The sequence below is a fragment of the Streptomyces sp. P13-3-3 genome, assembly GCF_050571355.1.
Lineage (GTDB): Bacteria > Actinomycetota > Actinomycetes > Streptomycetales > Streptomycetaceae > Streptomyces > Streptomyces althioticus.
This window is the reverse complement of sequence record NZ_CP192228.1, coordinates 2,817,281-2,842,745: the sequence shown is the minus strand read 5'-3', so window position 1 is coordinate 2,842,745 and position 25,465 is coordinate 2,817,281. Positions and strand designations below refer to the sequence as shown.

Sequence of the window (25,465 nt, the reverse complement as noted above, 5' to 3'; positions counted from 1 at the left end):
ACACGGACCATGGACCTACTCACCACACTCGCCCACTTCCCGAACGTCGCCCCGCTCGCCGGCCTCGAGCGGGCATTGACGTGGTCACAAGGCCCGGTCCTGCACTTCGCGGGCGCGGTGACGGCCGACGGACGCCGGCTGCTGCAGACGAACCAGCGCGGCAGGCATGACGAGGAGCTCGCACGGGCTGTGCTCGCGTTCGCGCGTCAGCACGAGGGGTCGCTGCTCGGAGAGGGCCGGCCCATCGCGGCGGTAGGGGGCTTCTCAGCAGCCGGCTACGACTTCGACGCGGTGGCGGCCACGGCGCCTGAGGTCCACGGCCACCACAGGACGCAGAACCCTGACCTCACCGCCGTCACGTACATCGTGTTCCCCGCCTTCGACACGGAGGTGTCCGGGCGGGAGTCCCTGGAGGAGGCACAGGCCCGCTACCGCAAGATGCTGAGCCCCGCCGAGATCGACCGGGAAGCGGTGCCGTTCCTGAAGATGCGCTTCGACAACCCGCGCACGGGCGGCGGAAGCACCAACCCCGGGCGGGCACTGGCCCACCCCCGGATGCTGCGCCAGGAGATCCCTCATCTGGAGGGAACCCCCGGCGGTTTCGTCGAAGGGGAGAACCGCACCGGGAAGGTGTGGCGGGTCTCCTGGGACCAGGGTTGGGTGCTGCGCGTTGCTGAAAAAGAGCGGCGAGGGCTCAGCCTCGACGAGGTGTTGAATTTCGCCGACGCCACGCTGCGGGGATGCCGTCCACTCGAGGACCTGGAAGGCTCGTAGGAACTTTCCTCGCACAGTCGTGCTGTGTAAGTTCACGTGTGCATACGGGTGTTGATGATGCGCGCGTAACGGGGGTTGCGGGATGGTGGGTCGCCGGCCCCATCGGGCAACAGGTCGAACGGGAACTGGGAGGAGGACAGCCAGGATCCGGAGCGGTGTGGACGGCGTAGAGGAACAGGCTGCTCCCGGCACGACGACGAACATGAATGGTGACGCGAAATGACCGAGACGCCGGAGAAGAGCCCGGCGGTGTACCGGCTCCTGCCGAAGCTGGCGGAATACCAGCAGCTCACCCCGAACAGCTGGGACCTGCGTCAGCTCCTGCGCTGGCAACGACTGGGAGCGGAAGAGGACCGGCCCGTCCGATTCCGAGCCGAATGGGCCGGAGAGCGGAACGGGCCCAAAGGGGGTTTCCCGTCGGGCTATCCGGGAGCGCCCGTCCTCAGCCGACGCCTCATCGACCAGTTCGGAGCCGATGCGCTACGAGCAGCCGGCAATCTGCTGCCTGTCGACATCGAGGACGCGAAGGGGGACGAGTATCACCTTCTCCTCGTCGAGCAGGTGGTCGACTGCCTGGACCTGCGAAGGTCCTCCAAACCCAAGAAGCTGAACGGCGAAGTCAAGAACGCGGTGTACCGCGCGGACGCCCTCCCCACACACCTCCCGGCATTCCGCCTGCCACAATTTCCCGGCGCTGTGCAGTGGAACGGCTGGGCGGCCGACCGGCTGGTCGAATTCACCGGGGACCAGATCGAAGCGCGTGTGTGCTGGTCCGGGGATCCGACGGCAGTTCCGCATCCCGACCCTTGGGGCTTCTGAGGCGCAGGAACACCCGCGCCCGCCGGATTCAACGCACCGCCGCCCTCCGCGCCCGCACCTCCGTCCGGTAGTGCATGCCGAGGAAGAGCAGGGCCGCTGTCAGAGCGAGTGCGGCCCACGCCCAATTCATCGACACCAGGTCCGGATCGCTGACGTAGACGCTTCCGTCCTCCCGTACACAGTCGAAGCGGAGGGGGAGGTAGGAGGCGCGGTGGTGAGTCAGGCCCTCGATCGTCTCCGGGGCGAAGCCCTCGCGGCAGGCCGGCGCGGGAGTCGAGTCGGCGCCGTCGCCGACCTCCGCCTCCGACCACGCGACACCGGCCAGGCCCAGGGCGTACACAGCGCCCGCGGCCCAGCCGAGCGTTGCCGCCGTCCGGCGCAGCAGGTGGTCGGGCCAAGGCTGAGGCCGGCCGGGGAGCGCCACCGCGGCGGCCCGTGCCGCGGAGATGAGTACCGCGACGGCACAGACCAGGGACAGCGCGAATCCCAACAGTGCGAGCAACGGTTGCGCCGCCTCCCCTCCGGACGGGGCGAGACCGTCGTGCGCTCGCCGTCGCGCCGACTCTAGCCGTGGGGGACGTCGCTCACGTACACGACCCCGTCGATGTGGGGCAGGTGGGCCGGGTCCAGCGGGGCATAGCCGAAGTACGGGGACACTCGGGGGACAGCGGCCATGTGCCGCACTGTGGTGTCGAGTTGAGCCGCGTCGATCACATACTGCGGCTCGGGCAGCGCGTGCAGGATGCCCTCCACCGTGTTCGGGGGCGGGGCGTCCAGGCCCTGGTGCTTCATCGTGCCGAGAGCAATCGCCAGGTGCGCGTACCGGTCCCCCAGCCGCGTGCTCACCAACGCTCCGGCGCTCCACCACTCCACCTTCGGGTGACCCCACATGCTCATCGCGCTCTTGTCCCGCTGCAGGTGGCTGTTGTGGGCGTGGACCAGCACCGGGCCTCGGGCGGCGAGGGCGAGGAGGTTGCCGGCCATCATCTCGTCCCGGGTGGCGAGCAGGCGGGCCATGCGGGACGGTGACGTGTCCGCCATCCAGGAGTGGTAGCGCAGCAGGCCGACGGCGGTGCGGCCGTACAGATGCGCTCGTTCGCGGTCGTCCAACGAGGACACCGCTGCGAGGTGCGGTGCCTGCGTCTCCAGCAGGGTCACCATGTCGTCCGCCAGCAGTCGCAGTTCACGTGCTTCCGGTGTGCGGCCGATCGACTGGGACGGGTCCGTCATAGCCGCCTGATCGGTCCAGGGCGCGTCGGGACCGAGCAGGTCGTCGAGCCTGTCGGCCGTGCAGGGCAGCAGCTCCGCGTCGACGTGGGCCGCTAGGTAGTCGTGCAGTGAGGTGAGGGCCTGGCACGGGCTCTCGGCGCCTGTGATCTCCAGCGGGCCGTCCATTCCCGCGAACCTGACGTGGTCGTGCGTAGGACGGCCCGCATTGAAGTCCCGCATCCAGCCGACCAGTTCCCGGTTCGCGCGCGAGCCGCCCCAGTCGTGGCTGAAGCCGCGCTCCGTCACGTCGTCGAGTGCCCCCTCACCCGAGGTGACGTACGCGTCCACGGTCAGTGCCCTCAGGCAGTCACTCTCCAGCGCGATGGTCCGATAGCCCTGCTCTTCCACCAGTTGCCGGAAGAGGCGGTTACGCAGGTCGAGGAGAGTGTCCTCGCCGTGCGTGGGTTCGCCGAGGGCGAGGACGCGGGGGCGGGTCGGCAGCAGTTCCATGACGGCCGACGCTTCGACAGGGCGGGCGAAGTCCTTGATGCCGGTTTCCATGCCTTCAACGGTATCGTTGAACTTACGGTTGAGGGTTTGTCCGCTGTATGGTCCGGTACGTGGGTCGGAACCTCCAAACGAGTGGGAAGCTGAGGCCGGTCGACCTCGCGCGTGGGCACGGTCTGTCCACCCAGGCGGTGAGGAACTACGAAGAGGCCGGCATCCTGCCGACAGCGCACCGGACGTCCTCCGGCTATCGCGTGTACACCCCTCTGCACGAGCGGGCGCTGGCCGCGTTCCTCGCCCTCGTGCCGGGGCACGGGCATGCGACGGCGACGGCTGTCATGCAGGCCGTGAACCGTGACGCCGTCGACGAGGCCCTCCAGCTCATCGACGAGAGTCACGTCCGGCTGCTGCACGACCGGCGCACACTGCGAGCCGTGGAGGACGCCCTGCACGGGCTCACCGCCGACTCCGCCTCCGCCGACTCGACTTCCTTCAGGCGAACGTTCATCGGTCCGCTGGCACAGGAGTTGGGCGTCCGCCCGGCGACGTTGCGGAAGTGGGAGGACGCCGGACTCGTACGTCCGCGGCGCGACCCCCTGACCGGGTATCGGGTGTACGACCCGGCCGACGTACGGGACGCGCACCTGGTGCATCAGCTCAGGCGTGGCGGCTACCTGCTCGAGCAGATCGCCCCGCTGATCACCCAGGTGCGGACAGCCGGCGGCGTCGAGCCCCTCGAAGGTGCTCTGCGTGACTGGCACGGCCGGCTGTCCGACCGCGGACGGGCGATGCTCCACGGGGCCGCCGCGTTGGACTCCTATCTGCGTGAGCGCGCATAGCGCTCCCCCCGGGGCTTGGTTAGCTCTTCACACCCAACGCGCCCAGCAGCATCGGCAGTGAGGCGTGCAGTTCCCGTTCCCAGTAGCGCCAGGTGTGCGTGCCGGCGCCGTAGAAGTGGGTGGTGAGGTGCTTGGCACCCACGCGCCTCAACTCGGCCGCGAGTGCGTGGTTCTGGCGGTTGAAGTCCGCCTCGAGAGCGCTCGACGCGCCCGGGGTGTCCAGCGGGCCCGCCGTGCCGTCGCCGCAGGACAGGTAGACGGGCAGGTACTTGAGGCGCTTGGCCAGGTGGAACGGGTCGTGGGCCTCCCAGATGCGGCGCTGCGCGACCGGGTCGCCCCACTGCCGGAGGGGGTCGTTGCCCTGGCCGGCGAACAGGCCCAGGATGCGGTTGACGGACTCGTCGTTGAGCAGTGGGTGTGCCGAACCCGAGTACGCGGCGGTCGCCTTGAACATTCCGGGGTGCCGGGCGGCGTACAGCAGGGCACCCTGTCCGCCCATGGACAGTCCGGCGACGACGCGGTTGGGGCCGGCGCCCCAGTCACGTTCGAGCAGGTGACGTAGTTCGACCGTGTGGAAGGTCTCCCAGGCGGGGTCACCGCCCTCGCCGTAGTTCCACCAGTCGCTGTACCAGCCGTTCCAGCCCGCCTCCGGCATGACGACGAGCACGTCGCGCAGGCTTTCGGTCTCGGCGACGTCGGTCATGGCGGTCCAGGACGTGTAGTCGCCGCAGCAGCCGTGCAACAGCCAGAAGGTGGGCCAGTGCCGGCTTCGGTCGGCGGGGTTCCAGCCGTCGGGAGTCAGCAGGCGGACCTTGACGGTGCGGCCGCCGAGCGCCGTCGAGCGGACCGACAGGTCCACCTGGCGCTCCGCGACCTGCGTGACCGCCACCACCTCGGCGCCGCGTCGCCCCGTCTCACCGTGCGGCGAGCGCGTATCGGCGGCATCCGCGGGGGTCGGGGCGACGAGCGTCGGTGCGGTCGGTACGAGGGCGAGGATCAGGACGGCGAGGACGAGACGTACACGTGCTCGGAAGGTGACGGCGGTGGTCACGGCGGCTCCCTGCGGTGCGGTTCGTCGCTGCGGTGGGCGGGCGGGGCGAACAGTGGATGTGCCCTGAGGCAGCATCCACCACATGAGGCGATCGGCGACAGACCACGGTCGGCCTGTACGCGGCGAGCGTGAACGAGCCGTCGCCCGGTCGACCGAGGAGTTCGTGGTGCGGCCCGTCCCGGCGCCCGGATCGCCCGCGTGGACGCTCGTGGAGTGAGCCGGGTGTGAACCTGGGGCTCTTCTCAGTTCCTGCGTGGCAGTAGCAACAGCGCGTCCCCGACCGGCCGTTCACCGGCCGCATCCGACGGGTCGTTGATCACCTGGCCGTTCGCCACCATCGTCGTCGATCCGCCGCCGTCGAGGTTGACGGCGTCCCGCAGGCCGAGGGCACGGGCGACCTTCGCGCTCTCGGTGATGCTCAGCCCGAGGGCGTCCGTGCTGCGGCCGTCGGCGGTGACCAGAACGGTGCGGCCGGCCGCGTCCGTGCCGGCGAGGGTGCGGGGATTGCGCTTGTGGACCCAGCCGTAGTACCAGCTGGGGTCGTCCGGGTGCACCATCCCGTCGGTGGCGGGGGTGACGTGAAGGCGTCCGTCGCGGACCAGTTCGGGGCCCGCGTTGACGATGTCGGTCCCCGGCGACGGCGTCACGCGGCGGCCCCGGTCGTCGCGGAGGGTCGTCTCGACGCGCAGGCGCTCGCCCGGGCGGGCCAGAGCCGTCAGCGCTGCCACGTGCCGGCCGGTCGCCTGGATCGAGCTGCCGCCGGACGGAAGCGGACCGCCACGCACGGAGCGCAGCTCCAGCACGCGGCCCCGGCTGTCCAGGACGGCTTCCGCGCCCTCGCCCTGCGGGGTGCTCGCGCCGTACTCCTGCGTGAAGGCGACGAGTTGGTCGGGGTTGGTGCACGTCACGTCGTGCAGGGGCAGCGAAGTGGGGCTGTCGTCCTCGCTGCCGCCGCAGTTGCGGATCAGGCCCGGCACGCGGTTGACGCCGTTGAGGGTCAGGGTGGTGCCGCGCGCGGTGACACGACCTTCCCAGGTGAGGCGGGTGACCTGGGCGCTGCGGCCGCCGTCGTGGACGACGAGGCCGGGGCGTCCCTCGACCGGTTCGCTCAACAGGCGCCCGTCGTACACGCCGACGCCCGCCGGGTCGCCGGGTGCCCCGGAGCGCGGGTCGAGGACGAAGAAGCCGGCGTTGACCGCTGCGACGGCACCGGCGTCGGTGGCGAGGGCGCTGACGGTCTCGCGGTTCTCGATGTCGGGACCGTGGGTGGCGTCCAGGGTGCCGCGGAAGGTGCGCGGGTCGATGGTGAGGACGTCGAGGCGCCAGGGGCCGCGGTCGGTGACCTCGCCGTCCCAGCCGGTGTAGGTGACCGAGCCGCTGTGGCCGGCGTTGATCACGCGGATGCGTTCCGTCGCCGCCGCGGACTGGGAGGCGAAGCTGCCGATGCGGACGCGCCAGCCGAGCGTTCCGCCCGCGTAGTCCGCCGTGCTCGGTGTCGTCACCTGTTCGGCACGCGCGTCGAAGCCGTCGCCGCGCAGATCGGCGGCGAGTTCTTCGGCGCTCTCCTTGTCCTTGAGGGTGGTCGGCGGTGCGTCGGGGTCGGGTGAGGTGTCGCCGCCGGGGATGGTCGCCTCGACCGTCCAGTGGTGTGCCGGGTCCACGGTGCCGCGCACGATGCGGGTGAGGGTGAGTCCGGGCTGCAGCGTCTGTGTGGTGCGGGTTTCGGCGAGGCCGGCCGCGCCCAGCGGGAGAGCCGCGCGGGCGTCGGTGGTGCGTGTGCCGGTGGCGCGTGTGTCGGTCGTGCGGACGTCGGCGGACGCCTGGGCCGGAAGGCCGGTCACCGCCAGGACGACACCGAGGGCGACCGCCGCCCCGCCGAGTCTTCTCTTCTTCATCGTTGACCGCCCTCTCGCGCGTCGAGCCTGCCCGCGTCACTCGTGGAGCGAAGCCCCGGTTGGGAACATGCATCACTTTCTCGCCTTGTGCTGACGGCGTCACGAACAGTCACTTAACGCACGCTGGACAAGTATCGACCTGTGGGAACGTGCGTCAAGAAGGCGTGACGGCCTGTCAGTCACGAGGCGCGGCAACCCGCTCCGGTGTCCGTGTGGGCGCCGCATCACACCATCAGGTGACGCCCATGGCCGCGCGCCCAGGGTTGTCCACAGGCCAGCCCCGTTGTCAGTGGCCGCCGATAGATTTTTTCGCGTCCCGCCGGTCCGGCGAGGACATCCCCCTTTCGTATGCATGGGAGAGGTGCGTTGTCGGATTGGGAGAGGTCGAGCACGGTGCGGGTGGTGCCGTCCGCGCGGCCGCGGAAGCTCGCCAAGGTGCCGTTCGTGGAGCTGGCGGACGGGCGTGTGCAGGGTGTCGTGTCCAGCGGCTCCGACATCGGCCGGGTGTACGTGTCGTCGGTGGAGGCGGGGACGTACGCGTTCTCGTGCAGCACCAACAACAACCGGCCGTGCGGCGGTGCGCACGGTGCCTTCTGCAACCACATACGGGCGCTGATCGGTGAGGCCGTGCTCCAGTACGGCGCGGAGCGCGTCGCCCGCTACCTGAAGGTGGACGTGTTCGGTGAGCAGGCGGACGCGCTCGGCCTGACTTCGGCCATGACGTCGACGCATCCCGCCCAGGGGGACAGGTCGGCCGCGGCCCAGGTGTTCAGCCGGTTCCTGCGCCATCTGGCCTACCTGGAGTTCGCGCCGACGACGGCGCCGGTGCCGGAGATGCACTGGTTCCCGACGACCGGGGCGGTGGCGTGATGCGAGCGGATCTGCTGACCGACCCCGTCGAAGGGCTGGACGATGCGCTGGCCGCCGTGGACGGGTTCGACCAGGTGCTCGTGGGCGGGCTGCTGCGTCCGCAGCCGGCGCAGGCGGTCGGACTGGCCGGGCTGGCGGACGCCGTCGCCGGGTCGCCGCTGGCCGGGCGGGTCGCCGAGGCGGCGGAGAAGACCGCGGCGGGAGCCGCGGACGAGGACCACTACATGGCGCTGGCCGCCGCACGCTCGGGGCTGCTGGGTTCCGTGCACGACGCGCTCGTCGAGCGGGTCGAGGAGGCGGTCGGGCGGCCCCGCGCCGAGGGGCCGGCCGCCGCGGCCGACGGCGCCGAGCGTCCGGTGAACCTGCTGGTGGCGGTGCGCGGCTGGCTGTGCGACCTGGCGCGAGCCGGCTGGCAGGGGATCGACCACGAGCTGATCGGCGGCGCGGCCCCCGTGGTGACCGCGATGCTGCCCGAGCCGGGACTGCGGCGGCTCGCCACGCTGCTCGACGGCTTCGCCGCGGAGCTCGCCGCGTCCTGCCCCGGCGCCACGCTGGAGCGGATTCCGGTACGGCGGTGGGCGGACCTGTGGTCGCGGGCGATGCTGCTGACACTCCCTGGCGCGGACCGGGCGACGGCCGTCGGAGAGGCCACCGGTCGTCTGCTGCCGCTCGGCGTCGACCTGCACGAGCACGCGACGGCGGTGCAGGCTCAGGTGCACGCGGTGTTCGAGCCGGCGGACGGCGGGACGCCCCGCCTGGTGCGGGCCGGTGTGTCCGCGCCCAAGCCCGACACCGTCGTCGGCGCGGGGCTGTGGCAGCTCCTGCGGCCGCACATGTCACTGCTGGCCGCCGTCAGTGAGGGGCGTGCCATGGAGCTCGACGCCATGCCGGTCACTGCCGAGGGCGACCTGATCTGGGACGACGCCCGCGCCACGCAGGGCGAGCCCGCCGAGCTCTTCACCACCGCCCGGGTGGCAATGCGGACCGCCGTCTCCGCCCCCGTGACGCCGGTGGACCGGCATCCGGCGCGGATCGCCGTACCGGTGCTGCTCGAGGGGTACGCCGTGGAGGACGAGGCTGAAGGGCTCGCCTTCCGGGTCGCCGGCGAGCGTCTGGCCGTCGACACCGGCCGGATGCCCGCCGCCGGGCCGCTGACCGCGGACGCCGTGGCCTCGTCCGCCGCTTGTCTCGGTCTGCTGCGCTGGGACGCCGGCCGGTTCCTGCTCCAGCCGTTGGCCGTGGAGCGCACGGTGCGGAAGAAGGCCGTCGCCGTGCATGCGGGGGCCTGGGCGGGCGGCACGGCGGACAAGGCGGGCGTGCGGGCCGAGAAGGCCGCCACCGACGCCGTCAAGGTGCTGCGTGAGCGCGCGGGAAGGCTGCTGAGGAAATGAGCGAGGTGAGCGTCGTCGAGGGAGGCGCCGAGGACGGGACGCCCGCCCCGGACTCCGACGAGAACCGGCGGCAGGTCCTGTACTGGCGGCTGCTGGCCCGGCTCTTCGACCCGGAGGAGCAGGCGTCGCTGGAGTCGGCGAGTGTCGCCGTGGTCGAGGACATCGGGCTGCCGGTCGCGCTGCTCGACCCGGCCGCGTCGGTCGACTCCGTGGTGCAGCGGCATCCCGAGCTGGCGGCCGAGTTCGACGGGCTGATGACGCCGGAGCCGGACGCGGACGGCGAGCGGGACCGGGCCGCCGAGGTGAGGCGGGCCGCGCTGGCGTCGAAGGTGCTGCTCAACGTCTTCTCGACCGGAAACGGCACGGTCACCGCCGAGCAGCTCGCCCGCTGGCAGTCCGACGCCGGCTGGCTGGAGCGGGCGCTGGGCTGCCGGCCCGGTGACGTGCGGGGCGGCCGGGGTGGCACCGGCCGGGCGGGCGCCGGCGGAGGCGTCAGTCCGACCGGCACGGGTGTCGGCACGCCCGCGCCCGACCTGAGCAGGCTGATCCCCGAGATCGGCCCGGAGTTGGGCTCGATCGAGGCCGGCCTGGTGCAGCGGATGCATCTGCGGGAGGTGCTGGCCGACCCGGCGCTCGCCTCGCGGCTCACGCCCAGCATGTCGCTGATCGAGCAGCTGCTGCGGGACAAGAACAACCTCTCCGGCGTCGCCCTAGCCAACGCCAAGGCGCTGATCCGGCGCTACGTCGACGAGGTCACGGAGGTGCTGCGCACGCAGGTGGAGAAGGCCACGGTCGGTGAGCTGGACCGGTCCGTCCCGCCCAAGCGGGTCTTCCGTAACCTCGACCTGGACCGCACCATCTGGAAGAACCTCACCAACTGGGACCCGGAGGAGGAACGGCTCTACGTCGACCGGCTCTACTACCGGCACACCAGCCGCAAGACGACGCCGCAGCGGCTGATCGTCGTGGTGGACCAGTCGGGGTCCATGGTCGACTCGATGGTCAACTGCACGATCCTGGCGTCGATCTTCGCCGGCCTGCCGAAGGTGGACGTGCACCTCATCGCGTACGACACGCAGGCGCTGGACCTGACGCCGTGGGCGCACGACCCGTTCGAGACGTTGCTGCGCACCCAGCTCGGCGGCGGCACGGACGGCACGGTCGCCATGGCCCTCGCCCAGCCCAAGATCGCCGAGCCCCGCAACACCGTGGTGGTGTGGATCTCCGACTTCTACGAATGGCGCACGGACGAGCTCTTCGAGAGCATGGCCGCCATCCACCGTTCCGGGGCGAAGTTCATCCCGGTCGGGTCGGTGACCAGCTCCGGCCGCGGCAGCGTCAACCCGTGGTTCCGGGAGAAGTTCAAGGACCTGGGCACGCCGGTGATATCCGGCCACATCAAAAAGCTCGTGCACGAGCTCAAGACGTTCCTGACGTGAGCGTCGGCGGCGTCCCGACGTTCTGAGGTCCCGTCTTCTCACCTTCTCGACTTACCGACTCTCCGACTTCTCGATATCGAGACCTTCGAAAGGCCCATCACTCATGTCCGAACTGCTGCGCGCCCCCGCCGAGATCAAGTACGCCGAGGAGCTCGACTGGCTGGAGTCGATCGACGACAACCCCAAGCCGTTCTCGTGGCGCCTGTCGCCGAAGATGGTGCGGCTGTTCATTCTCGGCTCGGAGCGGGCCGACGGGCTGGACCGTGAGATCTCGCAGAAGTGGTTCGGCGACCGCAGCTTCGTGGAGCGGTCGATCGTCACCCTCGCCTCCGACCGCGGTCTGCTGCTGATCGGCGACCCGGGCACGGGCAAGAGCTGGCTGGCCGAGCTCCTGTCCGCGGCGATCTGCCGCAACTCGACGCTGGTCGTCCAGGGCACGGCCGGCACCACCGAGGACCACATCAAGTACTCGTGGAACGTGTCGATGGTGATCGCCAAGGGCCAGTCGCGGGAGTCGATGATCCCCTCGCCGATCATGACCGCGATGGAGACCGGCGCCATCGGCCGCTTCGAGGAGCTGACCCGGTCCACCAGTGATGTGCAGGACGCGCTGATCTCGATCCTGTCGGAGAAGTACATCTCCGTCCCTGAGTTGGAGAGCGGGGGCGGCGACGACAACATCGTGTTCGCGAAGCCGGGCTTCTCGATCATCGCCACCGCCAACAGCCGCGACCGAGGCGTCAACGACCTGTCGTCCGCGCTGAAGCGCCGCTTCAACTTCGTCCGCATCCCGGTGGTGACGAACAAGAAGAGCGAGGCGGAGATCGTCCGCTTCCGCACCGAGGAACTGCTGCGCCGGCACGCGATCGAGCTGGACGTGCCGCCCACGCTGCTCGACGTGCTGCTGCAGAGCTTCGCCGATCTGCGCGCCTCCGCCGCGGCGGCCGGCAGCGACGACGAGAAGCTGGAGTCCGCGCTGTCGACGGCCGAGCAGATCGGCGTCCTGGAGGACGCGGTGCTGCACGGCAACTTCTTCGGTGAGCATGCTTTGACCGCGCGCACCCTGGCGTCCTCGCTGGTCGGCTCGCTGACCCGGCGGGAGCCGGAGGACCTCGCCATACTCAACAAGTACCTGCACGGGGTCGTCGAGCCGCGCAGCAAGGAGGAGGGCGGCGCCTGGCCCGAGTTCCTCGAGGGCGGCCGCGACGCGATCGCCACCCTGTCGTGAGCGGGTCCCGGGCGAGCGGTGTGTTCACCGCGCTGCGTACGCAACTGCAGGAGGCGGCGACCGAGTTCGCGGGCGGGCCCGACGCACTGGAGGGCATCCTTCTGGGCCTGGTCGACGACGTCGACCGGGCGGTGCGGGAGCCGCTGGAGATCTTCCCGGTCTGCCACCACTCCCCCGCCTCGGCCCTGGCCATGGCTCGCCGCCTGCGAGAGAAGCAGCCCAAGGTGGTGTACCTGGAGCTGTGCGAGGACATGGCGCCGCTGCTGACCGAGCTGCGCAACTGCCGGCTCCCCGTGGCCGTGCAGGCGTTCGCCGGTGACATCGACGGGTTCCCTCAGGAGTGGGCGCCGCTGTCGGTGGTCGCGCCGGTCACCGAGGCGTCCGCCGAGTACCAGGCGATCGCCTACGCCCTGGACACGCCGGGCGTGGAACTGGTGCTGGTCGACCGGTCCTCCGACCACGTCTTCCAGTGGAGCGACACCGCTTCCAAGGCCGAGGCCTCGGCCGAGGCGGACGAGGAGCCGAAGTCCGAGGAGGCGGCGCTGCACGGCGAGGCGGTCGGCGTCGAGATCGGCGACCTGCGTCCCCGGTTCGCCGAGCTGGAGGAGCATCTGCTGCGCCACGGGAAGGTGCGGCACTGGTCGGAGTGGTGGCACCAGTACGTCGAGGTCCCGCTCGGGGACAGCGACCACGACACCTACCGCCAGGTCATGTTCCTCGTCGGCAGCCTGTTCCGGCGGCTCGCGCCCGGCGACGGCGACCGGGTCCGGGTGGACGAGGACCGCGAGCGCTACATGTGGACGCGGATGCGCGAGCACATGGCGGCGACGGGCGCGGACCCGGCGGACTGTCTGTACGTGTGCGGGGCGTTCCACGCGGCGAGCCGGGTGGAGGAGTTCGGCGTGGAGGGGCGCTCGGACTCGTTCACGATCTCGCCGCGCACGGCGACCACCTGGCAGTACGGGCTGATCCCGTCGAGCCACGCGGCGATCGAGGCGCAGTTCGGCCTGGTGCCCGGCTCGGTGTCGATCGCGGCGACGCAGTGGCAGAAGAGCCTGAAGCGGACGCGAGTGCAGCCGTACCGGCTGGAGGGCCAGGCGGGGGCGCGGACGTCACGTGCGAAGAAGGCGTTGCCGGCCGTCGCGCCGGCGGTCGCGGCGCCGGCGGCGGACCGGTTGTCCGGGTTCCTGCGGCAGCCGCCCGTGCTGGACGGCCTGGACGAGGCGGAGCTGCTCGGCTGGTCCGTGGACATCGTGCGCGCGGCCCGCCGCAACGGCTATCTGGCCTCCACCGCGGACGCCATCGCCGTCTTCGAGACGTCGATCCTGCTCGCCGGCATGCGGGACCGGGCGAAGCCGACGCCGTACGACTTCCAGGACGCGGCGGTCACCTGCATCGAGAAGGACCGGGTGCCCGGGCGGCGGGACGTGCGGCGGCTCGTCGAGATCATGATGGGCGGCGACCGGATCGGTCAGGTGGGCTACGAGGCGCTGCCGCCGCTCGCCCGGGACGTGTACGACCGGCTGGAGCCGCTGGGGCTGAAGCTGCGGCAGCGTGGTGTGCAGCGGGCGTTGCTGGACGTGGCCGGGCGGCCGGAGCTGGAGGCGTGCTCGGACGTGCTGTGGATGCTGCGGCGGCTGATGCCGCCGGCCGCGGCCCGGCCGATCATGGGTGAGCGGCGGCTCGGTGAGCGGTCGATCCAGGAGTCCTGGGACCTGTCCCTCGGCACGCACCAACGGGCGCTCATCGAGCTGGGCTACGAGGGCGTCAGCATCGAGCAGGTGCTGGAGCAGCGGCTGCGACGGGAGGCGTACGGTCCGCGGGCGACCACGGCGGGCGTGCTGGCGGCCGTCGAGGACAGCCTGCTGTACCTGCGCAGTGGGCGTCTGGCGGACGAGCTGGGCACGCACGCGCTGAAGGTGCTGTCGGCGGAACGCACGGTCGACGGTGCGCCGGAAGTGCTGCGCCGGGCGCGGGCGCTGCTGGCGTACTACCGGACGAGCCGGCCGGAACTGCCGGCGTGGATCGAGTCGTTCGTGAGGACGGGGTACGCGCACTACTGCACGCTGCTGCCGACGGCGTTCCGCGACGAGGACGCGACGGTGGGGCAGGTCGCGGCGATGCTGGGCTTCCTGTTCAGCATGGAGAGCCTGGCGCTGTCCCTCGGCTGCGACCGTACGCAGCTGGAGCTGGCGGTGGCCCAGTCGCATCCGGAGGACCCGTCGAAGACGGCTCTGCTGTGGGCGGCGCAGGTGCAGCTCGGCACGTTGTCGCGCGCCGAACTGCGCGCGCGGTGCGACGCGTTGCTGGACAACCCGCTGGTGGTGCCCTCCTACCCGCGCTACCTCAGCGGCTTCGTGCACGCGCTGGAGCCGGTGCCGGGGTTGGCGGACGTGGTGGTGGAGGCGGTGTCGAACGCGTTCGGCCGCCTGCCGGACACGGTGCTGCTGCCGTGGCTGCCGCTGCTGATCACCACCTTGCGCAAGGGCGCGGCGGACCTCGCCCCGCTGCTCATACGCGAGGCGGGCCGTGTCTTCCCCGGCCGGCTGCCGGCGCTGGACTCGTGGGTGCCGCCGTGGCGGCAGCCGCAGGAGGACCCCTTCGCGGCCTCCCGCGCCCGCCACTCGGACACCGCGGCCCAGGCACCCCGGGGCCTCGCCCTGCTCGCGGCCCACCCGGCAGCGTGCGACGCGGTGGCGGGGCTGCTCGGGTGCGAGGACGGCTGGCAGCGGCTGGGCCCGTCCCCCGTGCCGCACACGGGCGCGGCCCTGCTCACCGCCCACCCGGCGACGTGCGACGCGGTGGCGGAGCTGCTCGGGTGCGAGGAGGGCTGGGCGGCGGCCGGCGACGGCGGTGCGCCGGGCGCGGCCCTGGCAGCCGGCCACCCCGCCTCGGCCGAGGCCCTGGAGGCCCTGCTCGCCGACGCGTGACGGCGAGGTGACGCCGGCTCTCCTCAGGGGGCCGGCGTCACCCGTCCTTGGAAGCGGAAGACGGGGTCGGCCCAGTCGGTGTCGTCACCATGGTCGTCCAACGCCTCGCCGATGGCCCGCTCCTCGTAGCGGAAGTGGCTCTCCATGATGGCCGCGAGTCCGTCGAGTTCACGGCCGATCGCTTCCAGATCCGGCCCCTGCGTGCCAAGGGCCCAGTCGGCGAGTTCGCGCACCTGGGTCAGGATCGAAGCGATCAGTCCGTGGTCCTGGACGAGCTTCGTGACGGTCCCGGCGAGGTCGGGGCGCTCACGCAGCAGTTGGGCGAACAACCCTGCGTCCTCCCCCTCGTGGTGCGTGGTCAACGCCTCACAGAAGGCCAGGCAGTGCGTGGCACGTGTGTCGTCGTTCGAGTGCCGACGTCCGAGACCCGTCCTGACGTCGTTCAGCCGTCGACGCAGTTCGTGATGGGCTTGGGAGAGTTGCAGGCTGAGTGCAGCCGCACGGTCGGTGTTGCGGGAGGCCACGGGTGGCAGTCCCTTCGGTTCCGCACCTCCATGCCTGACGCTGACCGTCACCGGCACGCGATGCTGTTCCCATCCGATCACGCGTCCTGGATGCGCGGCAAGGCGGTGCCGACCCCCGCCCTCTGCCTCCTCGTCTTCGTCTACCCGGTGATCCAGACGGTGCGCGGTACCCGCTCACCGAACGGGACAGCTACAGCGCGGAACACGCCGACGTCGGGCTGCGCAGCTTCACCCGGCTCGCCACCGGAGACGACACGTTCACCAGCGCGGCTGGCAACAACCTGACGCTAACCGTGACCGTCAACCTCGCGCAGACTGCGCTGGGACGGTTGCTGGCGCGGTGGCTCATCCGCACCACGCGGGCGCCGACACTGCTGCGCGCTGTGCGGTTGGGCCCGTTGCACCCGGTTGTCCGGCCTGGAGCTCGATCTCACGGGCAGACCACCGTCCGTCAATCACCACGCTCGGCCGCCAGGAACGCGGTCGAGGAAGGGCCGTCGGGACTGGTACCCCTGGAGGGACCCGCCGCAGCCCACTGACGGGCGGTCAGCCGCCGTTCCCGTCTCTCTTCGCCCGAGCTGGTGAGCAGAGGCTGGAACGGCGGCTTCTTCGCGCGGCGCTCATGCGCGTATGAGCGCGGCATTGACGGCATCGACGCGCGCGTACCGGGTATCTCCAATGGTGATGCCTCCTCCCCTGCCCCCGACGCTGCGCATGGACACCAGCTCCGGTCTTCCCGGATCGAAGCTGGTCACCGCGCTCAAGGGAGCGCCTCGCTGATCCAACCCTTCGGTCGTGTGCGCAGGGAGTCGAGCCGGAGGTTGTCGCGATTGCGTGATCAGCGGTGTTGCGCGGGTCGGCCTTGCACCGTGACCCTGTACTGCTTCTCCTTGAGACATTGGAAGCGTCGGTGTTCCCGGACGTCCGCCTCCCATGAGGTCTGCGAAGCGTCGGGAGCTGGGACTGGACGGCCAAGGTGGTCCAATACCTGGGCGTACAGCGGGTGCACGCGATTGCTGCGCGCTGCTACGAGCGCCGACAGAGGGGGCCGGCCGGAGCATGTAGCACGGTCGACTTCGACCAGAATGGACACCTTGTCCTCCGGGTGAAGAGGGGCCAACGGCCTGCTCAACCGTTCCCCCAGCTCCACCCAGGTGAAGGGACGAGCCGACCGGCGGGCGGCCATGTCAAGAACCCACCGCACGAGATCGGCCAAGGCACATATCTGCCGGAACGTGGGGCGCTCCGCCATGGCCTCGACGTGTGCACGCCATGCGGCCGTACGTTGCCTCAGGGAGGTAATCAGGGGGCTCCACATGGCTTCCTCGCAGAATGCGATCTCTCGCAGAACCTTCTGCAGCTGATCCAGGTGAAGGTCGTCTCCGATCTGGTCGAGGCGATCGAGAAGCGACAACACGCGTTCGGTGCCTCTTCGGTCGTCCTCCGCACGCAACTGCTCCAGCGACGGCCCCGGTGCCCCCAGGATGCTGTGTGGCACCCGGACGAGTCCGGCGAGGGCCTCCCGCTGCGCATGGTGAGACTCCACAGGCTTGGGTCTTTCGAGCGTCCGTCGCTTTCGGACAAGAAGGTCGGCAGCCGGTGCGATGACAGGTGCCAAGCTGCTCTCCCCGGACGGCGACAGCCCGACGTCCTGCGCGCGGTGTGAGACGGATGGGGGAACCTCAGCAAGGCGTGAGGGAGACGGCCGGGGTTCCCGGTCAAGGCGGCTGAGCCCGGTCGGGGTGAGTTCCAGAGCAGGAGCGTGTATGCCATATGCGGTCATGCGGCACCGGGAAAGAGGAATCCATTCCACTGGGGCATCCGCGAACTGCACTCCGACCTCTACGACGCGGGTGATCCCGGCGGGGCGGCACTGGATCCGGATGGCGTATCCTTGCCTGTCCACCTGCCAGTTGGCGAGCATACTGTCGGGTCCGAACAGCCACTGCACGCCGGCCCACTGCCCGTGCAGCTCAGTGTCGCTCCGCTCCCACTCTGTCTTGGACCTTCTGGCCAGTTGGACGCGCATGAGATGGCGGCGAGGACTTCCCCCGCGGGTGTAGCTGATGTCGACCAGCTCGCGCAGGCTCTGTCCACGCTGCTTGTAGCGCACCTGGACGTTCTTGTACTTCTGCTTCTTCATCCAAGCCGCCAGCGCCCTGCCTATGTAAAGGTGGTCCGCGCTCGCCTCATTCGTGGAGACCCGTCGGCATTGACCCGATACAACGTGCGCGAAGTGGCATTTCTTGTCGCGGTACTTGCGGGCCGACAGTTTCTTGCCGCACCCGCCGAGCAGTGTCCCGCAGTAGAAGTCCCGGCTAGGGTACTCACGGATGAAGTGGTCGTATGAGGCCGCGTCCATGGGCAGGTACACCGGGCGGTCAGCACCGGGGGAACCGGCAACCGCTGTCTGGACCTTGCGGGTGTCCTCTTCTTCGATAGGCATGGTCGGGCTCCGGACATGCTGTGATGAGCGGGATCGACGGTGCGTTCTCCAGCGAAAGCCCTTCAGGCGAGCTCGCTTGACGCTTGCAACCGCACGGGTTCGGACAGCACCTTGCGGGCGCTTTCGAAGTCGGCCAAGCGGGCCGCGACCGTGGCGACGGCAAGCCGCTCCGGGAGGGCTGCGGAGAACTTCAGACCGCGCACGGCACGGGGGTCCACGTCGGGTAGCACGAGATTCTCGCCGATGTTCTGCCGGGCCGTGCGCCAGTCGGCCGGAGTGAGGTCCTCACGAAGCCGCAGCCAACAGTCGGTGGGACGTTGCAAAGGGTCGGTCACCGGTTGGAGCGTGGCCGCGAGGGTGGCGTTCGCGCGATAGCCGGCCCAGGTCCACCACCGGACATCGCTGCCGACGCGCGTGACCAAGGTGCCGCCAGGGTGCACGGTGTCGGGTGCGTCGCTCTCTCGCTGCTCGGTCAGGCATGCCTCGGCCCGGTGGGTGAGGGAGACGGGCGGGTCGGCGCCCAGCAGCACCTCGCGCATGGCACGGGTGAGGGCGTACGAGAGCCCCACGATGCCGCCGTTCATCCACTTGGCGACGCCGCCGCCGTCGGCAGGTTCGACGAAGACGCGTTGACGCAGCCAGTCGATGTAGGTGACCTGCCAGCTGCGTCCGCCAAGCAGCAATCGGCGCGGCCCAGGGCGCTCCTCGGTGAGCACGCTCGGGTCGGTACGGCCGATCTCGGTGCGTCCGGACAGCACGGTGAACTGCGGCGGCGCGGTGAAGGACGCGGTGAGTTCGATGAAGTGCCGCTTGCCGAAGCGGCGCTCCGCCTCGGGGCCGACGAAGAGCATGCCGCCGTCGTTGTCGAGGAAGCCCTCCTCGGTGAGGTGTCGCAGGATCGGGGCGGCGGACCGGTCGAAGGGGGCGAGTCCGTTCCACTGCTGCTCCCAGAGCTGATCGCCGAGCTTGTGCTGCTGCAGGGTGACGGCGAGAAGTTGCTGGGCCACGAGGTGACGCGGCTCAGGCGGTGGGACCACCGGTTCGACCCAGCCGCGCGACCAGAGGAGCAACAGCCCGGCCGCCTGAAGCAGCGTGTCCTTGCGGGTAGTGAGGAACAGACAGTTGCGCACCGAGCCCGCGCGCCGGCCAGTGCGTCCGATGCGCTGCAGGAAGGAGGCGACGGAGGCCGGGGAGTCGATCTGGATGACACGGTCCAGGTCACCGACGTCGATGCCGAGTTCGAGGGTGGAGGTGGAGACGATGACGCAGTCACGCGCCTCGGCGAAGGCCTGCTCCGAGCGGGTGCGCTCATCGACGGAGAGGGAGGCGTGGGACAGGAAGACGGTCACCTCACGGGCGCGGAGCGCAGCACCCAATTCCTCGACCTGGCGGCGCGAGTCGCAGAAGACGAGGCGCTTTTCCCCCCGGTGCAAGGCGGCGATGAGCTTGGCGGCGTTGTCGAGGGAACCCACGTAGTCGAGTTCCACCTCGCCGGCGGGTCTGCGGGACGGTGCTTCGGCGGTCTGCTCTCCGTGTTCGGCCTCCGCACCGGTGGGGGGCAGGTGGACACCCGGCGCGACCACGCGTCCGGTGCGGTCGCCCGCCTTGGCTCCTTGCAACCAGTGCAACAGCTGGTCAGGGTTTCCCACGGTCGCAGACAGTCCGACGCGCTGGATGGGCCGACCTGTGACTCTCTCCAGTCGCTCCAGCACGGCGAGCAGGTGCCAGCCGCGGTCGTCACCCGCGAAGGCGTGCACCTCATCGACGACGACAGCACGGACGCCACCCAGCAGCCGCGCGTGGTCGGTCTTGACCCCAATCAGCATCGCCTCAAGCGACTCGGGCGTGGTCAACAGGATGTCCGGTGCCTCGGTCCGAATACGTTGCCGCTGCGACTCCTTGGTGTCGCCGTGCCAGAGTGCGGCGCGCCGTCCCAGCCACTGGGCGTACGTGTCGACGCGGACGACCAAGTTGTTGAGCAGTGCTTTGAGGGGACACAGGTACAGCACCGAGGTGCCGGTCCACCGGTGTTCGGCCATGGCCGACAGCAGCGGGAAGCAGGCAGCCTCGGTTTTGCCACCGGCCGTGGGTGCCAGCAGGACAGCGTCCTCGCCGTCCATCAGCGGGGGGATCGCCGCCCTCTGCAGGGGGCGCAGGTCGGGCCAGCCGAGGGTGTTGACGATGTGATGCAGGACGACAGGGTCCAGCCTGTCGAGTACGTCGGCCTCTCCCCTGGTCGGCTCCGCCTCGGACGGTCTGTCGGCGTCCCCCATCACAACTCCAGGTCGATGTCGTCGGCGGACGCGGACCCGCCGGTAACCGTGGCGGCCAGGTTGCGTTCCACGTCGGTGAGCTCGCTGCTCGCGACCGTCAGCTTGTAATGCTGTCGCGGATCGAAGTCGTCGAACTGGTCCACACGGTCGAGAACATCCCCGACGAGCTTCTTCAAGAACAGCCTGGGCGCCACACCGACCTTCCCGCCCAGGGCTCCGCCGACGGCCCGCGCAAGGTCGGCGACGTAGGCGTCGTCGACGACCGTTAGGACGCGCTCAGGCGATGTAGCGGCGTCCGCGTACAGGTCCCGGATGGTGACGCCGAGACCGATCAGAGACTCCTGGGTGAAGCCGGGCAGCCTGATCTGCACAGCGCGAGGGTTGTCGAAACGCGGCTCGGTGGTGAAGTCGGTGGCGAGCCGTTGGGCGAGCGGAGCCAGGCGCTGCACACCCTGCTGGCCGTCGTAGAAGGCCGGCGTCCCGGTGATGACGAGGTACAGGCCGGGGAAGCGGCCGGAGTGCACCTCGTCGATGAGCTGACGCAGTGCGTTGAGCGCCTTGTCCCGCGCGTCGGAACGGACCCGTTGGAGCGTCTCCACCTCGTCGAGGACGACGAAGAGACCGGTGTGCCCGGAGTCGCGCAGCACGGTGAGCAGGCCCTGCAAGAAGCCCAGCGCCCCGAAGTGGTCCAGGTCGCCGCGTACGCCTGCGGACCGGCGGGTCGAGGCGGCGACGTGCGGCTGGCCGCCGAGCCATGCCAGCACAGCCGCGGCGGTCGCCTCGTCGCCGGCGGCGAGGGCGGCCCGGTAGCCGCGCAGGGCGGTGGCGAAGGAGGGGGCATGCCGGGACACCTCTGCGAGCCGCGCGACGAGCAGCTTCTCCACCTCGCTGGGCAGCTCCTCCTCGGTCGCGCCGGCAGCGAGAGCGTCCTCCTCCAGGGCGTAGAACCAGGCGTCGACCACTGGCCGCAGGGCGCTGGGCGGGAAGCTGGAGGTGGTGAGGCGCTCGGTGAGCCGCCGGTAGACCGTCTCCAGCTTGTGCAGCGGAGTCTCGTTCTCGGAGATCTGGATCTCGGCCACGGCGAAGTTGCGGCGCTTGGCCCGCTCCCCCAGCCAGCGGGTGAAGAAGGTCTTGCCGGATCCGTACTCACCGCGCACGGCCTTGAACACGGACCCGCCGGACGCGACGGCGTCCAGTTCCGCGTCAAGGGCCGCCTCGAACCGGTCGAGCCCGGTGGCAAGCAGGTCGAGCCCGCTCTCGGGTACGGCCCCGCGGCGCAGGGCATCGATGACGGTACGGCGGCGGGCCGCGCTGACCTGTGCGGGACGCTTGGATCCGGTGGTGCTCACGAGCAACAGTGTTCCATCTCCTCGCATCTCTGCCAGGACGAAGAGACCATGCTGCCCGGTATGTGGACAAGTGCCCGTTGGTTCAGGTTCCGCATTCGCGCCCTATGGTGCACCGATGATGCCGGAGCTCCCACCTCAGTACCTTATGATCACGGGGCAGTTGGGGTGACAGCGCATTCGGGGGGCGTGGCACATGGCCGACGAGATCAAGTATGAGCACAAGACCGTGCAGACCGTTCGCGGCACCGACGGCTTGGTGATCTCCAGGATGCAGAAGGACGGCTGGGAGTTCGTCGAGCAGTCCCAGGGCACGCTTCGCTCCACCCTCACCTTCCGTCGGCCGAAGAAGCCGATACCTTGGCCACTGGTCGGCGCGGGAGCCACTGTACTTGCGATCATCGCCGTCGTCATCGCCACTGCCGCCGCACTCAGCGACGGGGGTGAGCAGAAGGACGAGGCGGCCAAGCCTTCGGCCGCCGTGAGCGAGGAGCCTTCCGCTACGCCGACCTCGACCCCGCCCGCAGCCGAGCGCGCGGCCGTCGAAGTGATCACGCCGGAGAACAACTCGGAGTTCGCGGCACTGTTGAAGGCGGACACCTGCGACGCCGCTAACGCGGACTTCGCGACCAAGTATGCGGGCCGGACGATCTCTTTCGACGGTTCGATCGTGCACATGACACCCCACGGCGACTACAAGACCCGCTACGACTTCCTTCTGGGCCCCGGCGACAAGGGGCCGAACACGACGGTCGGCCCGGCCTTCAAGTACGAGGACGTCAACGTGGCCGAACTGAGCCTGACCGGCAAGGACGTGCCCGCTGCCATCGGTGTGGGCGACAAGTTCCGCTTCGTCGCCGAGGTGGGCGACTTCAACGCCGTCCAGTGCCTCTTCCATCTCGACCCGGTCTCGACGGAAACCCGATAGGAACGGGCGCCCTCGCGTATCTGCCAACCGGCTTGACCGGCACCACAGAGCGCTGCTGGAATCACTCTCCGTACAGGAATCAGGGCGGGGAGTGGAGTCACATGGCAGCCCTCGACAACGTGAAACTGAAGGACGTCTTGGCGGAAGTCGCCTCGGGCTCCTTACAATTGCCCGACTTCCAGCGTAACTGGAAGTGGGACGACGACCGGATCCGGGCGATCATCGCGACGGTCACACTGGACTATCCGCTCGGCGTGGTCATGACGCTGCAGACCGGCGGCGCCACTCGGTTCCGCTCCCGGACCCTCACCGGTGCCCAGCCGGAGGGGGACCCGGAGGCCGACCTCCTGCTGCTGGACGGGCAGCAGCGCCTTACCTCGCTCTTCCAGTCCTTGTGGCTGGACGCCCCGGTGGAGACAGCGGACGCCCGAGGCAAGGCCATCCAGCGCTGGTACTACGTCGACATCGCGAAGGCAGTGGGGCCCTCCGCCGATCGTGACGAGGCCATCGTGTCGGTCCCGGCCGACAAGGTGCTGCGAACAGACTTCAACCGGACAGTCGTGCTGGACCTGAGCACCACCGAGGCCGAGTGCGCGGCCGGCCTCTTCCCCCTCCACTTCGTCTTCGACGCCCAGCGTGTCAACGAGTGGAAGAAGGCGTACATCAAGGCGGACGAGGACCGGAACTGGGACCTGTGGGGTCAGTTCGACGAGGCGGTTCTCCAGCAGGTGCGCGCCTTCCAGGTGCCGATGATCCGGCTGGCCGCCTCCACCTCCATGGACGCCGTCTGTGCGGTGTTCGAGCGGGTCAACACGGGGGGCGTCCCCCTGAACGTCTTCGAGCTGCTCACCGCGACGTACGCCGGTGACCGGGACTACGTGGAGGAGACCGGTGATTACTACCAGCTCCCGGAAGTCTGGCGGGAGATCAAGCAGCAGCTGGCCGCCAAGTACCCAGTCTTCGGCCGCGTCGAGAGTGGCCTGGAGAACGGCCTGAGCAGTATCGACTTCCTGCAGGCCATCGCGCTCGTCCGCACCTGGGAGCGCAAGCAGGAAGGACTCGGTACCACCGTGTCCTGCAAACGCCGCGACCTGCTGGACCTTCCCCTGGCTGACTTCGTACGCCTGGCGCCCAAGCTCGCCGACGCCTTCGCCTGGGTGGGTGACTTCCTGGAGCGTCAGTGCATCGTCCGGCCGGCCGATCTGCCGTACAAGACGCAGCTCGTCCCGCTCGCGGCTGTCCGCGCCATCCTGGACACGAGGATGGACGGCCTGGGAGCGGAGGAGAGGATCGAGCAGTGGTACTGGTGCGGGGTCCTCGGAGAGATGTACGGCGGGTCCACGGAGACACGCTTCACCAAGGACGTCGAGCAGCTCGTCCCCTGGATCGCACACGACGACAGGGCGCCCGAGACCGTCACGGAGGCGTTCTTCTTCGCCGACCGGTTGGACACGCTCACCACTCGGAACAGCGCAGCCTACAAGGGCATCTACGCCCTGCTGATCAAACAGGGTGCGGTGGACTGGCACTACACGGGTGCGCCCCTCAGTCCCGGCCGCCTCAGCGAGTACGGCGTGGACATCCGGCAGATCTTCCCCAAGACGTGGTTCCGGCGAGGCAACAGCGGTGATCTGCCGACGAACTCGATCGTGAACAAGACTCCGTTGTCCTACCGCGCCGCGATGGACATGACGGGGGCACCGTCGTCGTACCTGGCGACGATGATCGCCGCGTCCGACATGCGCCCCGAGTGGTTCGACGACGTCCTGACCACCCACCTCATCGATCCGGACGCCTTGCGCGAGAACGACTACGAGCGTTTCTACCGCGACCGCTCCAAGCAACTGCAGGACCTCGTGCACTCCGCCATGGGCAAGAGGACGATGCTCCGTGACCTGCCGGAGGGCGACGCCCGATGACGACCAGGCCGCACGAGTGGGACGTGGCCACGCTCAAGGGCAGGACCGTGTCCGTGCAGGAGATCCTCGATCTTTTCAAGGTCAGGGTGCGTGATCACCGGACGGTGCACCACATCTCGCAGGCACTCAAGGATGCCGGGCTGACCACGCTGCCGGACTTCGCCGTCTGCGGTCTGCGCAGCACCGTCGACGTCGTGTCCCTGGCAGCCGTTCCCGCACAGCGTACGCCCCCGGAACCGGAGGGCGAGGCCGACGAAGCGGACGAGGCCCTGCCCTCGAACGCCCTACCGCAGCGACTGCTGCTCGGCGACATCCCCTCCGCGCGGCGCGGCCTGATGTCCGTGGGTCCGGGCACGCCGCTGTCACAGGCAACCTTCCTGATGCGTACCAAGGGCTTCTCTCAGATCCCGGTGACCACCGGCATGGCGCAGGTCCACGGGGTCGTCACGTGGGGATCGGTGGCCAAGATGTACGAGGCGGGCAAGGAGGCCACCCTCGACAACGCGATGGAGAAGGATTCGCTACCCGTCTTCGACTCCCGGCAGGAATTCTTCGCCGTCCTCCCGAGCATCCGCGAACACGGTTACCTGCTTGTCCGCGGCGACGACGGCTGCTTCTCGGGTATCGTCACCGCCGCGGACGTGACGGACCGCTTCGAAGGGGCGGCGCGTCCCTTCTTCATCGTGGGCGAGATCGAGTCCCTGCTGCGCCGTTGCTTGGGCGCAGCACTGGACAAAGAGGCCATCAAGGCGGTCCAGACGAACAAGAAGCCGGAGCAGCGTACCGGCCAGGTGTCGGACCTGATGTTCGGCGACTACCTGCGGCTCCTGGACGGCGATCAGACGAAGCAGTCCTTCGCCGAGCGCGCCGACCGCAATTGGGAGGCGCTGAAGTGGCCCAACATGCCTCGGGAGCAGTTCGTCGGCCTGCTGAAGCGGGTGAAGGACATCCGCAACAGGATCGCGCACTTCGACGAGAAGCCGCTCCCGCAGGAGATGATCGACGATCTCACGACCTTCGCGAAGGTGCTGCGGGCCTTCGCGTCGTGAGGTAGGGGGCAGCTCGCCGCTCGGGGTG

19 protein-coding genes are annotated in these 25,465 nt (G+C 69.8%); 11 read left to right on the top strand and 8 right to left on the bottom strand.

What is annotated here, in order from left to right:
* The first annotated feature begins 9 nt into the window (after nt 1-9).
* Nucleotides 10-774 (top strand): hypothetical protein, encoded by a 765-nt coding sequence (locus ACQZOG_RS12950; RefSeq protein ID WP_193467356.1) that lies wholly within the window; start codon nt 10-12, stop codon nt 772-774.
* A 219-nt stretch (nt 775-993) separates the two neighbouring features.
* A complete protein-coding gene (locus ACQZOG_RS12945; RefSeq protein WP_193456615.1) occupies nt 994-1,593 on the top strand; it encodes a hypothetical protein in 600 nt (199 codons plus the stop codon).
* A gap of 28 nt (nt 1,594-1,621) precedes the next feature.
* Here the strand turns inward: ACQZOG_RS12945 and ACQZOG_RS12940 are convergent, their stop codons facing one another.
* Together ACQZOG_RS12940 and ACQZOG_RS12935 are read right to left on the bottom strand one after the other, a co-directional pair.
* On the bottom strand, nt 1,622-2,095 hold the full coding sequence (locus tag ACQZOG_RS12940; protein ID WP_193456614.1) for a hypothetical protein: 474 nt from the start codon (nt 2,093-2,095) through the stop codon (nt 1,622-1,624).
* A 62-nt stretch (nt 2,096-2,157) separates the two neighbouring features.
* On the bottom strand, nt 2,158-3,363 hold the full coding sequence (locus ACQZOG_RS12935; RefSeq protein WP_430741505.1) for an erythromycin esterase family protein: 1,206 nt from the start codon (nt 3,361-3,363) through the stop codon (nt 2,158-2,160).
* A 59-nt stretch (nt 3,364-3,422) separates the two neighbouring features.
* Between ACQZOG_RS12935 and ACQZOG_RS12930 the strand changes: the two genes are divergently transcribed.
* Nucleotides 3,423-4,148: a TioE family transcriptional regulator gene (locus ACQZOG_RS12930; RefSeq protein ID WP_193456612.1), complete on the top strand. Its 726-nt coding sequence runs from the start codon at nt 3,423-3,425 to the stop codon at nt 4,146-4,148.
* A 19-nt stretch (nt 4,149-4,167) separates the two neighbouring features.
* Here the strand turns inward: ACQZOG_RS12930 and ACQZOG_RS12925 are convergent, their stop codons facing one another.
* Both ACQZOG_RS12925 and ACQZOG_RS12920 read right to left on the bottom strand, forming a co-directional pair.
* The gene (locus ACQZOG_RS12925) at nt 4,168-5,199 is read right to left on the bottom strand and encodes an alpha/beta hydrolase (RefSeq protein ID WP_193456611.1); all 1,032 of its coding nucleotides are present in this window, start codon (nt 5,197-5,199) and stop codon (nt 4,168-4,170) included.
* Between the two features lie 242 nt (nt 5,200-5,441).
* Nucleotides 5,442-7,094, bottom strand: a complete 1,653-nt coding sequence (locus ACQZOG_RS12920; protein WP_037642688.1) for a phosphodiester glycosidase family protein — start codon at nt 7,092-7,094, stop codon at nt 5,442-5,444.
* A 348-nt stretch (nt 7,095-7,442) separates the two neighbouring features.
* On the opposite strand from ACQZOG_RS12920, the gene ACQZOG_RS12915 reads away from it, so the two are divergent.
* The 5 genes from ACQZOG_RS12915 (at nt 7,443) to ACQZOG_RS12895 (ending at nt 14,952) form a co-directional block, all read left to right on the top strand.
* A complete protein-coding gene (locus ACQZOG_RS12915) occupies nt 7,443-7,964 on the top strand; it encodes a hypothetical protein (RefSeq protein WP_193456610.1) in 522 nt (173 codons plus the stop codon).
* Nucleotides 7,964-9,355, top strand: coding sequence for a hypothetical protein (locus tag ACQZOG_RS12910; RefSeq protein WP_359597608.1), 1,392 nt, complete (start codon nt 7,964-7,966; stop codon nt 9,353-9,355). The genes ACQZOG_RS12915 and ACQZOG_RS12910 overlap by 1 nt, the downstream gene beginning before the upstream one ends.
* Nucleotides 9,352-10,794, top strand: coding sequence for a vWA domain-containing protein (locus tag ACQZOG_RS12905; RefSeq protein WP_193467359.1), 1,443 nt, complete (start codon nt 9,352-9,354; stop codon nt 10,792-10,794). Before ACQZOG_RS12910 ends, ACQZOG_RS12905 begins: the two co-directional genes overlap by 4 nt.
* Nucleotides 10,795-10,897: 103 nt before the next feature.
* Nucleotides 10,898-12,022, top strand: coding sequence for an ATP-binding protein (locus tag ACQZOG_RS12900; protein WP_033273656.1), 1,125 nt, complete (start codon nt 10,898-10,900; stop codon nt 12,020-12,022).
* Nucleotides 12,019-14,952 (top strand): hypothetical protein, encoded by a 2,934-nt coding sequence (locus tag ACQZOG_RS12895; protein WP_391606092.1) that lies wholly within the window; start codon nt 12,019-12,021, stop codon nt 14,950-14,952. Before ACQZOG_RS12900 ends, ACQZOG_RS12895 begins: the two co-directional genes overlap by 4 nt.
* A gap of 23 nt (nt 14,953-14,975) precedes the next feature.
* Here the strand turns inward: ACQZOG_RS12895 and ACQZOG_RS12890 are convergent, their stop codons facing one another.
* The 4 genes from ACQZOG_RS12890 to brxD form a co-directional block, all read right to left on the bottom strand.
* Nucleotides 14,976-15,476, bottom strand: coding sequence for a hemerythrin domain-containing protein (locus tag ACQZOG_RS12890; protein ID WP_359518343.1), 501 nt, complete (start codon nt 15,474-15,476; stop codon nt 14,976-14,978).
* Between the two features lie 838 nt (nt 15,477-16,314).
* The gene (locus ACQZOG_RS12885; RefSeq protein WP_359672699.1) at nt 16,315-17,922 is read right to left on the bottom strand and encodes a competence protein CoiA family protein; all 1,608 of its coding nucleotides are present in this window, start codon (nt 17,920-17,922) and stop codon (nt 16,315-16,317) included.
* Nucleotides 17,923-17,984: 62 nt separating this feature from the next.
* Nucleotides 17,985-20,195, bottom strand: coding sequence for a DEAD/DEAH box helicase (locus tag ACQZOG_RS12880; RefSeq protein ID WP_359518338.1), 2,211 nt, complete (start codon nt 20,193-20,195; stop codon nt 17,985-17,987).
* Entirely contained in the window at nt 20,195-21,544 is a 1,350-nt protein-coding gene (brxD, locus tag ACQZOG_RS12875; protein WP_359518337.1) for a BREX system ATP-binding protein BrxD, read from the bottom strand. The genes ACQZOG_RS12880 and brxD overlap by 1 nt, the downstream gene beginning before the upstream one ends.
* A gap of 193 nt (nt 21,545-21,737) precedes the next feature.
* Between brxD and ACQZOG_RS12870 the strand changes: the two genes are divergently transcribed.
* The 3 genes from ACQZOG_RS12870 to ACQZOG_RS12860 all read left to right on the top strand — a co-directional run bounded on the left by ACQZOG_RS12870 (nt 21,738) and on the right by ACQZOG_RS12860 (nt 25,437).
* Nucleotides 21,738-22,469 carry a DUF4839 domain-containing protein gene (locus ACQZOG_RS12870; protein ID WP_359672697.1) on the top strand — a complete coding sequence of 244 codons (732 nt, stop codon included), beginning with the start codon at nt 21,738-21,740 and terminating at the stop codon, nt 22,467-22,469.
* Between the two features lie 101 nt (nt 22,470-22,570).
* Complete coding sequence (locus tag ACQZOG_RS12865) at nt 22,571-24,388, top strand: GmrSD restriction endonuclease domain-containing protein (protein ID WP_359518333.1); 1,818 nt, start codon at nt 22,571-22,573, stop codon at nt 24,386-24,388.
* Nucleotides 24,385-25,437, top strand: coding sequence for a CBS domain-containing protein (locus ACQZOG_RS12860; RefSeq protein ID WP_193456603.1), 1,053 nt, complete (start codon nt 24,385-24,387; stop codon nt 25,435-25,437). Before ACQZOG_RS12865 ends, ACQZOG_RS12860 begins: the two co-directional genes overlap by 4 nt.
* The last annotated feature ends 28 nt before the right edge of the window (nt 25,438-25,465 follow it).